Raw genomic sequence first — 12,370 nt, forward strand, 5'->3', positions numbered from 1 at the left:
AGTTATAAGAATATCATGGTCATAGGGGCAAAATAAGTGACCAGAAGCAACACGACAAGCAGCGCAGCAATCATTTTTACAATCTCTCTGGAGAGCGCCTCCATCTTTACCTTTGAGATAGCTGTGGCAACAAACAGGTTGATCCCATACGGCGGGGTGCAGAAGCCTATTGCCAGATTCATAGTCAGCATAATACCAAAAGTAATAGGACTCATTCCGAACCCTTTTGCAATTGGAAGAAGAATTGGTGTAAGTATAATGGTCGCCGGTATATTGTCAATGAACATTCCGACCAGGAGCAGCAGAATATTGATCATCAAAAGCACCAGAATCCCATTATTACTCAGACCTGTGATCACAGCCGCGATTTTCAGAGGGATCTGCTCCATTGTAAGCAGAGCGGCAAAGGCAGTAGAGAGCCCCACCATAAACGTAGTGGCCCCATTGATTACAACTGCATCCCTGACGGCCTTATAAGCCCCCGCAAGATTCAATTCCTTATAAACGAAAACACCGATCACAAAAGAATACACCACTGAAATAACAGCTGCCTCAGTTGGAGTGAACTTTCCGGAATAGATTCCCCCCAGAATAATAACAGGCGAAAGTATCGCCCAGAAGGCTTCCTTAAAGGACTGTACGATCTCTTTTAGGCTTGCCCGCCTTTCATTCCCTTTGTAACCCTTTTTCTTTGATACCAGATAGCAGACGATCATCAGTGCAATTCCCATCATAATGCCAGGCAAAAAACCAGCAGTGAACATATCTGTGATAGAAGAGCCGGATACAACGCCATATATAACAAAGGGAACTGACGGAGGTATAATAACCCCTATTGTTCCGGCCGCTGCGGTGAGAGCAGCAGAAAACGACTTGCTATATCCATGCTCTACCATCTGAGGGATCATAAATGCACCGACGGCTGAAACGGTCGCAACAGCTGAGCCGGAAATGGCTGCAAAGAACATACATACCACAATCGTAACCATGCCGAGGCCACCTGTGATATGGCCGATGAAGCTCTCGAAAAAATTGACCAGCCGTCGGGCAATCCCACCGCTGCTCATCAGGTTTCCAGCCAGCATAAAAAACGGAATCGCCAGAAGCGGAAATGAATCAACACCGGCAATCGCATTCTGAGATATCAGCAGTGTCGGCATATCCGTAAAGTTCAGCATCGTAATCAGCGTCACAATGCCAATTGCATATCCAATCGGCACGCTGAGAAACAGCAGTACAAAGAATAAACCAAATAAAAATAAAGCTTCCATATGTTACTCCTCCCACTGTATTCCCTTAATCGCACACCTCACTTGCTCCGCTAGAGTTTCCAGAAGCTTAACGCTCAGCACAAATGCACTCAGCGGCAGCACGGAATATACACAGGTCAAAGGGATTCTCATACCGGAGGAGAGCGCCTTCCTCGCCGCCATGGAGCTACACACCTCACTGCCCTTAATAACTAAAAACACATTGAAGCTAAACCACATCAGATTAATCAGAATTTTTAATATCTCCCTTGCTCTGGGCCTCTTCAGAAGAGAAAATATCATTTCAACCCTGATGTGCTCTTTTGCGCTGTAAGCCAGGCTGGCCCCAATCCAGATCTGCCAGATGAAAATATACCGTGCAAGCTCCTCTGACCAGGACAATGAGGCATTAAAAACAGAGCGCATGATAATTTGAAAGAATATAAGCAAGGTATTGAAGACCAGACTTGCAACCAAGACTCTTTCCTCAAACAGGGAGAGCGCAGCTACTATTTTTTTCATGAATTTACCCCTTCAGGAAATACTGCTGTGAAGCTTTGAAACAACCAGGCCTCACAGCAGCATAAACTCAGTTACTGATTGTACTTTTCACACATATCGAAGAGCTCTTTCCCAAATTGGCTTTCATACTTCTCATACATCGGAACCAATGCCTCTTTAAATGCCTTTTTCTGATCTTCACTTAAAATATTGGTCTGGAGTCCTCCCTCCGTCTCCAGATCCTTAATCGCCTTTTCATTGTCCTCCAGTTCCATATTGCGCTGTTCATCGACATAGTTCTTTGCCTCCTCCTTCAGAATCGTCTTCTGATCTTCACTCAGGCTCTGGAACTTCGCATCGTTTATGATAAAGGCAAGGAAGTTGTGCACGTGCTCATCAATTGTAGAGTACTTCTGAACCTCATAAAACTTATTTGCAAAGGTAAGGGACGGCGGATTCTCCTGTGCCTCAACCGTTCCCTGCTGAAGTCCGGTATACAGCTCTGTAAAGCTCATCGGTGTCGGATTGGCTCCCAGTGTTTTATAAAAATCTATAAAAATGGGACTCTCCATAACCCTCATCTTGACTCCTTTTAAATCCTCCGGTTTTTCTATTGCGCCTGTATTTGTAGTTGTACTTCTGGGACCATTGTAGCTGTAGCCCAGGATATCTATTCCGTTTTGTACAACCTTCTCCGAGAGATAGGCCCCAACCTCATTATCCAGTGCATCAAATGCCGCCTTCGAGCTTGTAAACAGATAGGGCATATCCAGCACACCAAATTCTTCTGAATAGGCAGTTAAAACTGAGGTAGAGGGCAGTGCCATATCCAGTGATCCCATCGCAACTGATTCTGTAAGCTGCACATCACCTCCCAGCGCGCCGTTGGGAAAGATATCTATTTTCAGGCTCCCTCCACTTCTTTCTTCCACATTCTTTTTAAAATTCAGCAACGCTTTATGTGTAGATCTGTCCTCGGGCTCTACATGTCCGATCTTCAGCACGACCGCATCCTCAGCAGCAGCTCCCTGCTGCGCTTCCCCCGCTGTTTCATTCTGTGCAGCACCTGCATCAGTTCCCTGTGTCTTCCCTCCGCACGCAGCCAGGGTAACTGCAAAAAGTCCCACTGCTAATAATGTAACCAGATTTTTTTTCATAAGTTCCTCCTCTTCCATTTCTATTTGTATGTTTGTGTACCTTTGCTTCCAGTGTTTCCTGAGCTATTACTCTATAATCACCTCTTCATGATCCGCGTCTACCGTCACAATATCACCCTCTCTGACATCCTGATAGAACTGAGGGTCCACCTGATCCACCATCGGAATTTCAAACAGAATCGCGCTTGTCACCAGAACGGTCTCCGGTCTCTCTACGATCATGGCATAGGGCTGATTCTCATGCTTCATCAGCTGAAACAGACCGTCCGCCTGTACCACTGAGCTTCCCTTGCCGCTCGGAAACGCAAGCACCTTGTTTGCAATGATCTTCCCGCAGAGATCATGTGCCTGTTCGATCACCTCTCCGGTCTCTGGCCGAATCAGATAAAACATTACATCATCCTTCGACAGCACAATTTCTGCTTTTGCACATCCATCCGATATCTTATGGCAATGATATTTTTTCATTATCGAACCTCCCCGCTAACTGCCGCCTCAATACAGGTGTCCAGATCTCTGATTACAAAGTGAATATCTCTTCTCTGTGGGTAATATGCACACTTGGGAGACTCTGTCACTCCGACCTTTCCTTTCAGAAAGTGCCAGCAGGGCTGATCCGGACAGCTGTCCGGAACGATATGCGCGCCAACAGCCTCAAGCGCATCATATATCCCCATCCTCTGCGCCATCTGCTCCACATGGCTCGAGGTCAGAATCCACATATCCTTCTTCAGTTTTCTGTCTCCTATTCTGCTGAGAATATGCCGGCACTCCTCCAGCGTGAAGTGCGGACATCCAAACATTGCGAAATCAATCTCCCTGTTTCCCTTAAGAGATATTTCCTCCAGCACCTCCTCGAAATCCTGATCCGTTATTGTGACAACTCTCTCCGGCTCTTTTCCGCCAAACGCAGTCTCAAGATCCGGTGCTTCCGGTGTAAAGCCTGCAATGTGGTACATGTCATAGGCACCCGAGGTATTCAGCTCTGCGCCGAGATTTCTGAGAGCCTCCTTGCTGATGTTCTCCGGCAGGCCGGTGAAAACCGGAATGCCATGGCCTATCTTCTTCCCGCACATACCCAGAATGTGATAGCAGTAATCGTTCTTCATCTCCGCTTCCACATTCACCAGTATAGTTCCTCTGCGATTTTCATCAAAGAGCAGACCATACTCCGGTACATAGCCGGTAATTGCCGCAAACAGAGCGGAGTTTGCTCCCTCTCTGTTGGATCGGGCTCCCCAGACTGCATTTACAAAGGGAGTTGCACTGGACTCAGAAAACGCACAGACCTCTCCAAAGGTTGGGACATTGGTGTCAATATAAGGTGTACAATTATAACTGAGCTGGGCTCCCAGAGCCCGATACGCCTTTTCTGTTCTTTCCATCATCCTGTAATCTTCATCGCTGACCTTCTGAATCCTCTTAAAGTAAGAGAGACAAAATCCCGGGTTTACCGTGGGCGTCACACGACATTTTGCTCCGAGCCCGACCATTTTTTCAGCCAGCCACAGATCCGCATCCTGATTGCTCAGCGCTACATGAGCCCTTGTAATCGGAACCATGCGCTCAGCACCGAAAGATTCTCCAATCGCCACCTGAATTTTCATGGCAAGTTGTGCGCCCTCGCCATATCTTCCCTCCAGCAGATCCCGTTGATCCTGTGTCAGTTTCATGATTACCTCCCGCAAATTATTTCCTCTTTAAGGATGTATACTTCTTGTATTCTTTAAGTATGCTTCTCTTCTCTCCCTTTGTCAATATCGCTATTATTATCATTTTTTCTTCAGATTTTTGTGCATATTTTTATTACAGGCGTTTTACTCCACAAAAAAGAAGAGACCGAATTATTCGATCTCTTCTGCCATCGCTATTCTTCTATCTCTTATCTCTTCTTCTGCACGTACTTCACAAAGCTCTCCGCTTCCTCAAAGGAAGCAAATCTTGCTGTGTACATCCGGTTTCCCATCGTCGGAGCCATGATCTCCGGCATTTCCTCCGCCATGACAATCTGACGTCCGAACTTCGCCTGTATGTCCTGCGTGCTGTGCAGGTAGTTGTAGCGGTCTCTCTGCCCGGCATAGACGCAGTAGTGGTCGTGCCGCGGATCAGAGAGCACATTTGCATCCAGTGCAATCATGTCCGCCCAGATCTGGTACACATCTGTTGCATGAGCATAGTTCATCATGTCTGTGGTGTAACCGCCCGCCGGTCGCATATTGACCTCGAGCCCCACATAATCTCCCAGCTCACCGAGTCCCGGCTTCGCCTCCGTCAGCCGAAAAAACTCCAGATGGACAAAGCGGCTCCGGACACCAAAGGCCTCCACCGTAGCCCGCCCGATCTCTCGAAACTTCTCCGGCATCTCGGCCATAACGCAGTAAGAAAGATCCCTCTGCTCATTCACAATATCTGCAATGGACGGCGGCCACACGGTCTCCGATTCAAAAAGCGGCTCCCCATAGGAATCAATGATTGCATCGTAGCAGCAGATATCGCCCTCGACGAACTCCTCCATCACGTAGCGCTCCTCCGGGAGCTCCTCGAAGAAGTGCGCAAGCATCTTCTTATTCTCCAGCTTCCAGGTATGGCGGGAGCCCAGGCCCTCGTCCGGCTTTATAATGACCGGATATCCCACCTCTCGGATAAAGTCCTCCGCGGCCTTCCTATCACTCACAATGATATGTTTCGGTACGGGCACACCGGCTTTTTTATAAAACTGCTTCATCTCCGACTTGCTGCGGAAACGACTCACATCCGAGGCCTGAACACCGGTCTTGATATTGAAATCCGTGCGGAGACGTGCGTCCTGACGCAGCCAATACTCATTATTTGATTCAATCCAGTCGATCTTTCCATACTTGAAGGAAAAAAAGGCAACGGCGCGGAACATCTGATCATAATCCTGCATGGAATCCACACGGTAGTACTCCGTCAGCACAGAGGTGAGCTCCGGATCCAGAGACGCATAGGGTATATCTCCGATGCCGAGTACATTTACCCCATCCTTGTGCAGACGGTCACAGTATTTCCAGTGATTGCTGGGAAAATGGGGGGATATGAAGATAAAGTTCATGCGCTTACCTCCAGTGCCTGAGTGATATCTGCGATCAGATCCTCCTTGTCCTCCAAGCCGCAGGAGAGACGAATGAGCCCTGCCGGAATGCCCGCCTCCTTAAGCTGCTCCTCCGTGAGCTGTCTGTGCGTGGTGCTCGCCGGATTCAGGCAGCAGCTCCGCGCATCTGCGACATGTGTCTCGATCGCAATCAGCTGTAAGGCCCGCATGAAGCGCTCCGCTGCACCGCGTCCGCCCTTCAGCTCAAAGGCCACAACCCCGCAGCCGCCGTTCGGCATATATTTCCTCGCGAGCTCTGTGTAGGGATTGCCCGGCAGTCCGGGGTAGTTTACAAACTCCACCTCCGGCCGCGTCCGAAGAAATTCTGCGACCGCTCTTCCATTCTCTACATGGCGCGGCATACGCACATGCAGGGACTCCAGTCCCAGATTCAGGTAGAAGGCATTCTGCGGGGACTGAATGCTGCCGAGGTCACGCATCAGCTGTGTCGTTGCCTTGGTGATAAAAGCGCCCTCCTGTCCGAAGCGCTCCGCGTAAATGATGCCATGATAGGAGTCGTCCGGCTCACAGAGTCCCGGATATTTGTCGGCGTGTGCCATCCAGTCAAAGTTTCCGCTGTCCACGATGGCGCCGCCGACTGCCACGCCGTGCCCGTCCATGTACTTCGTCGTGGAATGCGTCACAATATCTGCTCCCCACTCGATCGGCCTCAGATTTACCGGAGTCGGGAAAGTATTGTCTACAATAAGAGGAACCCCATGCGCATGCGCCACCTGTGCAAATTTCTCGATGTCCAGCACGGTGAGCGCCGGATTTGCAATGCTCTCGCCGAACACAGCCCGCGTATTCTCGCGGAACGCGGCGTTCAGCTCCTCTTCTCCCGCATCCGGAGAGACAAAAGTCACATCAATCCCCATCTTTTTCATCGTGACTGCGATCAGATTAAAGGTACCACCATAGATTGAGGAGGACGCCACAATATGGCTGCCGGTCTCACAGATATTGAAGAGTGCAAAGAAATTGGCCGCCTGTCCGGAGGAAGTCAGCATCGCCGCCGTGCCTCCCTCCAGCGCCGCAATCTTCGCTGCTACATAGTCGTTCGTCGGGTTCTGAAGCCGGGTGTAGAAGTAGCCGGACGCCTCCAGATCAAAGAGCCTTCCCATATCCTCCCCGGTGTCGTACTTAAAGGTTGTGGACTGGACGATCGGAATCTGTCGCGGCCCTCCGTTCTCCGGGCGGTATCCCGCCTGAACACATTTTGTGCTGATTTTATACTCTTTCTCGTCCATTACACACCTCCGATTTTTGATTTTTCTGTATTCTACTATATCTACCCTCTCCGCGCAAACAGTTTTCCCTTACTTTTCTGCGCGTTTTCGGCTACACTGATTACAGCGCCCGCATGGAGCCCAAAGTGGGATTCAACTCACACGGGAGTATGGAATATAATAGCGTTGTGAAAGCGCGCAGTCAGTTTTACTTCCCTAAAAAGGAGACGAAGCATGAAAAAGCTCTGCTACTTCCCTCGATTTCTCTGCATACTCTCTCTCTGCACAGCAGTGCTGTTCTCCGCCTGCGATCCTAAGACAGCGACAGCTCCCGAAGACAGCACGGCCAGCATGGCAGCCCCGTCCCCGACAGCCGAGATCAGAGTAGATGCACCGGTTCCTTCCATGGACGCGGATCATGAAAGCCAGCCCGCCACGTCGCAGGCCACTGTCTCCGGCAACGCGACAGGAGCTGCGGAAACTGTAGAGGACAGCGGTACAGATGTCTCCGCCATACAGCTTGCCTTCTGCGGCGATATCTACCTCTCCGAGCACGTCCTCTCCGCCTATGACCGCGCGGGCTCTGTCTCTGGAATTCTGGATGATACCCTGCTCTCTGCCGGACGGGACGCCGATCTCTTCATCGCAAATCAGGAGTTTCCCTTCGGGACCGGAGGCACGCCCGCAGCGGACAAGCAGTTTACCTTCCGCGTCGCACCGGAACGCTGCGCCATCTTTAATGAGCTCGGCATAGACCTCGTGACTCTCGCAAACAACCACACGCTTGATTACGGACGGGACTGCCTCACAGAGAGCTTTGAGACTCTGGAGCGCTACGGAATTCCCTACATCGGCGCCGGAGCGAACCTAAAGCGCGCCTCCTCCCTGCACCGTGTGGAGCTGAAGGGACGGAGCATCGGCTTTCTCGCCGCCTCCCGCGTCATTCCGGATTACAGCTGGAATGCCGGAGAATCGCAGTCCGGGCTCTTCACAACCTACGATCCGGCCGCTCTCATCGCAGAGATCCGTGCAGCGGAGCAGAGCTGCGACTTCACCGTCGTCTATGTCCACTGGGGACTTGAGCGGCACAGCGAGCCGGAAGCCTACCAGACCGAGCTTGCAAAACAGTATATCGACGCGGGCGCGGATCTCGTGATTGGCTCACACCCGCACGTGCTTCAGCCCATACGCAGCTACCGTAGCGTTCCCATCGTATACAGCCTCGGAAATTACCTCTTCGGCTCCTCCATCCCGGAGACAGAACTGCTGCTCGCAGAGCTCGACGCGGACAACCATCTGACTCTCTCCGTGATTCCCGCAAGCGGAAGTGCCGGAAAAACCGTCTCCACCGCAGAGCTGCGTCAGATCACGCCGGAAGAAATACCGTGATTGTGAAATGAGACACCCGTGCATCAAGAGAGCGCTTGCAGTCTCCGGCGAAATCGTGTATATTAGTAGTCGCACTGTGTCTGTAGCGCAGCTGGATAGCGCGTCAGACTCCGACTCTGAAGGTCGCGGGTTCGAATCCCGCCAGACACATGAATATTTTATGAAGCGGAAGTCCTGTTTACCGGGCTTCCGCTTGATTTATTTCACCGCTCTTTTTCCGGTTTTTGTACCTGACTGCGTGCAGATACTCCGAAACACACTGCCGGGAATTTACTCCTGCTTCCCAAAAACCTGCTCGCGCAGTCTCCGGCCGGTCGGCGTGGCGGCAAGCCCTCCTCCGGCAGTCTCCTTCAGCGACTCCGGAAGGCTCTCCCCGACCTCCCGCATCGCGTCGATGCACTCGTCCGCAGGAATCTTCAGATCTATCCCCGACAGAGCCATATCCGCGGAGGAAAAGGCAATCATAACTCCCGCGACATTTCTCTTGATGCAGGGAATCTCCACAAGCCCCGCGACCGGATCGCACACCAGCCCCAGCTGATTGGCAATCGCCATGCCAAAGGCCGCAGCACACCGCTCCGGATTTCCTCCCATGAGCTCCACCAGCGCAGCGGCAGCCATGCCTGCGGCGCTTCCGCACTCCGCCTGACATCCGCCCTGTGCTCCGGCGACAGAGGCCTTCTCCGCGACCACCATGCCGAAGGCACCTGCAGTGAAGAGCGAAAGCACGATATCACGCTTCTCTGCGCGCTTCTCCTCGTACATGCTCACGAGACAGCCAGGCAGTATCCCGCAGCTCCCCGCAGTTGGTGCGGCGACGATCCGCCCCATCGCGGCGTTGCAGTTGGAGACCGCCATGGCCCGGGACATAGCCCGTGTCATAAAACCGCCGCTTAAGCCCCCGCTCCGCTCTGTGGCGTAGCGCATCATCTTATACCCCTCTCCTCCGGTAAGACCGGAGGTGGAGCGCATATCGGGATCCTGTCCCCGCACAGTGGACTCGACCATGACGTCGAAGCTCTCCTCCATGTGCCGGAAGACCTCCTCCTCTGTGTGACCAAGCTCTTCCGCCTGATCCGCAAGACAGAGCTCACTGATTTTCATTCCCCGCGCCCCGGCCTCCCTGACAAGCGCAGCGATACTGTCATACTTTATCATCCCTCACCTCTGTTCAGACCGCACGGATCAGAATCGCCTTTTCGACATTTCCCAGCTTCTCGATGTCCTCCGTCATACCGCGCGGCGGCAGCTCATCCAGCTCCATCATCATGAGCGCAAGTCCGCCCCTCTCCTGACGACTCAGGCGGAAATTTCCGATATTCACATCGCTGTACTTCTCGTGCATCAGATTTGTGACATCCGCAATCACGCCCGGTCTGTCGTGATGCAGCACCAGTATGGTCGTGTGCTCCCCGGTGAAGTCCACCCGGAGACCGTTCACATAATCCACGCGGATATTTCCTCCGCCGATGCTCGCCCCCTGCACCACGCCGCTGCTCCCATCCTCACAGCGGAAATGGATGCGCGCAGTGTTGGGATGCGCTCCCGCTATGCTCACCGGGATAAATTCATAGCGTATGCCCCTCTCCTCCGCAATGCGAAGCGCATCCCGTATCTCCTCCGAGTAGCTGTGAAAACCCATGATACCAGCCAGAAGTGCGCGGTCTGTGCCGTGTCCCTGATAGGTCTTTGCAAAGGATCCGGAGAGCTCTATCCTGAGCTCCGCGGGTCTGGACCCATCCATGATTTTATTTGCGACTCTTCCGAGCCGCACAGCTCCTGCTGTGTGGGAGCTGGAGGGGCCTATCATCACCGGGCCTATCATCTGGAATATATTCACGTCGCACCTGCCTCGTCCTGTAAGATTTCGCCGACCGCCTCAAAAAACACTGCCGTAATACACAGATTCCGGGCTTTCGCCCGGAATGTGCGCTTTTTTATATTATAACTCCCATACCCGCTTTGTGAAAGCGGCGTTTTCTGAGGCCTCTGCCCGCCGCGCCGCTCTTCTCATGCCAATTACTTCCAGCAGTCAACCTTGCCCTCCAGTCCGACTGTGGAGGCCTTGAACACCGGATTTTTGCCCTCCTGCTTCTGCTTCGTGTAGTCTGAAAGCGCTCCCAGCGTGACAGAGTGCAGAATCAGAATGACAGGAATATTGATGATCGCCATAATGCCCATCAGTACGTCAGAGATATCCCAGAGCAGCCCCATCTTGGAGATCGCGCCGACAAATACGATGATGGAGCAGACGATGCGAAAACCAAACATAAAGCTCTTGCTGGGAACCTTCTTCATCATATAGGCCAAAAGATTGTCCGTGTAATAGATATTTCCGATCAGTGTCGTAAATGCAAAGAGTATCATTGCGACCGTAATGAAGATCGGACCGGCATCTCCCAGAGTGGTTCTGAGCGCCTCCTGCACATAGGGTGCACCTGCGATCTCTGCATTCGGCTCAATGCCGGAGCAGAGGCACATCAGAGCAGTTGCAGAGCAGAGCAGCAGCGTATCAATAAATACAGAGAGCATCTGCACAAGACCCTGCTTGACCGGATGGCTGACATCTGCCGCTGCCGCCGCGTTCGGCGCAGAGCCGACACCCGCCTCATTGGAGTACAGACCGCGCTTGATTCCGAACATCACACAGGAACCTGCGAAACCGCCAAAGATTGCCTGAAAATCAAAGGCCTCTGCAAAAATGCGTGCAAACACCTCCGGAATCAGATTCGCGTGTGTCAGCAGAACAAAGAGGGATACCAGCACATAGAGGATACCCATGATCGGAACCAGAGTAGAGGTCGTCTTCACGATTCGCTTTCCGCCGCCGAGCAGGCAGTAGCCGAATATAATCGCCAGAATCGCGCCGATTATAATCGGGGAGACCTTCGGATCGTAGAAGCTGTACGCACTGAAGGTGGACTGCAGATTATATGCACAGAGCATATTGAAGCCGCCCGCATAGGTCAGCAGCATACTGAATGCAAAGAGAAAAGCAAGCGCACGGCTGTGCAGCGCCGCCTCGATGTAATAAGCCGGTCCGCCGTAATAATTGCCCTCGTCGTCCTTCTTCTTATAGATCTGCGCGAGCGTGCTCTCCACAAAAGCAGAGGCGCCGCCCACAATGGCGATGAGCCACATCCAGAATACCGCGCCGTAGCCGCCGAGGCCGATCGCCGATGCGACACCGACAATATTTCCGGTTCCGACTCGGGATGCTGTCAAGACCATAAGCGCCTGGAAGGAGGAGACCGCTCCCTCCTTGGTCGGCTTCTCGCCGATTACGCTGATTGCCTCCTTAAACATGCGTCCCTGAATAAACTTCGTCGCAACTGTGAAGTAGATTCCTCCGCCCAGCAGCAGAATGATGAGAAGCTTACTGTACATGAATCCGCTGATCGCTCCTATGATGTTACTGAACACTTCCATATGTCCCCCCGTCCTTTCTCATAAACATTTTCCAGTAATTCCGAAACAAAATATCCTGCAGCCTGTAATGATTACCTCCTTTTGAACATTTTCCTTTTTTATATTGTCTATATTATACACATAATATGATAAACTCGCAGCTTCTTTTTTAAAAGTTTGCCTGTCCGATAGCTGCTATTTACGATATCGATAGGCGATTATTTTTTCCGCTGAGTTGTAATCTGAGGCGCCAGTTTGTAAGGCGAGATGCTTGTTTGTAAATTGAAAACTGCATATTTGAAAGCGAAACGCCAGTTTTGTATG

At 51.8% G+C, this 12,370-nt stretch carries 11 protein-coding genes and 1 tRNA gene; 2 read left to right on the top strand and 10 right to left on the bottom strand.

Features of this window, described 5'->3' with window-relative positions; translation table 11 throughout:
- Positions 1 to 2 precede the first annotated feature (2 nt).
- From J2S20_RS01260 to J2S20_RS01290, 7 genes are all read right to left on the bottom strand, one after another.
- On the bottom strand, positions 3 to 1,271 hold the full coding sequence (locus tag J2S20_RS01260; RefSeq protein ID WP_307252176.1) for a TRAP transporter large permease: 1,269 nt from the start codon (positions 1,269 to 1,271) through the stop codon (positions 3 to 5).
- Positions 1,272 to 1,274: 3 nt separating this feature from the next.
- Entirely contained in the window at positions 1,275 to 1,772 is a 498-nt protein-coding gene (locus J2S20_RS01265) for a TRAP transporter small permease (protein WP_307252178.1), read from the bottom strand.
- 71 nt (positions 1,773 to 1,843) lie between these two features.
- Entirely contained in the window at positions 1,844 to 2,908 is a 1,065-nt protein-coding gene (locus J2S20_RS01270) for a TRAP transporter substrate-binding protein (RefSeq protein WP_307252181.1), read from the bottom strand.
- A gap of 66 nt (positions 2,909 to 2,974) precedes the next feature.
- Positions 2,975 to 3,376: an aconitase X swivel domain-containing protein gene (locus J2S20_RS01275; protein ID WP_106612041.1), complete on the bottom strand. Its 402-nt coding sequence runs from the start codon at positions 3,374 to 3,376 to the stop codon at positions 2,975 to 2,977.
- Entirely contained in the window at positions 3,376 to 4,581 is a 1,206-nt protein-coding gene (locus J2S20_RS01280) for an aconitase X catalytic domain-containing protein (RefSeq protein ID WP_106612042.1), read from the bottom strand. Before J2S20_RS01280 ends, J2S20_RS01275 begins: the two co-directional genes overlap by 1 nt.
- Before the next feature lie 209 nt (positions 4,582 to 4,790).
- Positions 4,791 to 5,981: an ATP-grasp domain-containing protein gene (locus J2S20_RS01285; protein WP_307252186.1), complete on the bottom strand. Its 1,191-nt coding sequence runs from the start codon at positions 5,979 to 5,981 to the stop codon at positions 4,791 to 4,793.
- A complete protein-coding gene (locus tag J2S20_RS01290; protein ID WP_307252189.1) occupies positions 5,978 to 7,270 on the bottom strand; it encodes an O-acetylhomoserine aminocarboxypropyltransferase/cysteine synthase family protein in 1,293 nt (430 codons plus the stop codon). Before J2S20_RS01290 ends, J2S20_RS01285 begins: the two co-directional genes overlap by 4 nt.
- A 213-nt stretch (positions 7,271 to 7,483) precedes the next feature.
- Between J2S20_RS01290 and J2S20_RS01295 the strand changes: the two genes are divergently transcribed.
- Positions 7,484 to 8,638: a CapA family protein gene (locus J2S20_RS01295; RefSeq protein ID WP_307252192.1), complete on the top strand. Its 1,155-nt coding sequence runs from the start codon at positions 7,484 to 7,486 to the stop codon at positions 8,636 to 8,638.
- Positions 8,639 to 8,714: 76 nt separating this feature from the next.
- A tRNA-Arg gene (locus tag J2S20_RS01300) sits at positions 8,715 to 8,788 on the top strand.
- Between the two features lie 120 nt (positions 8,789 to 8,908).
- Here the strand turns inward: J2S20_RS01300 and sdaAA are convergent.
- From sdaAA to J2S20_RS01315, 3 genes are all read right to left on the bottom strand, one after another.
- Positions 8,909 to 9,796, bottom strand: a complete 888-nt coding sequence (gene sdaAA / locus J2S20_RS01305; RefSeq protein WP_307252194.1) for an L-serine ammonia-lyase, iron-sulfur-dependent, subunit alpha — start codon at positions 9,794 to 9,796, stop codon at positions 8,909 to 8,911.
- 13 nt (positions 9,797 to 9,809) lie between these two features.
- Positions 9,810 to 10,478, bottom strand: a complete 669-nt coding sequence (gene sdaAB, locus J2S20_RS01310; RefSeq protein ID WP_307252197.1) for an L-serine ammonia-lyase, iron-sulfur-dependent subunit beta — start codon at positions 10,476 to 10,478, stop codon at positions 9,810 to 9,812.
- 179 nt (positions 10,479 to 10,657) lie between these two features.
- Complete coding sequence (locus J2S20_RS01315) at positions 10,658 to 12,061, bottom strand: alanine/glycine:cation symporter family protein (protein WP_307252226.1); 1,404 nt, start codon at positions 12,059 to 12,061, stop codon at positions 10,658 to 10,660.
- Positions 12,062 to 12,370 lie beyond the last annotated feature (309 nt).

This window comes from Moryella indoligenes (assembly GCF_030812885.1).
Taxonomy (GTDB): Bacteria; Bacillota; Clostridia; order Lachnospirales; family Lachnospiraceae; genus Moryella; species Moryella indoligenes.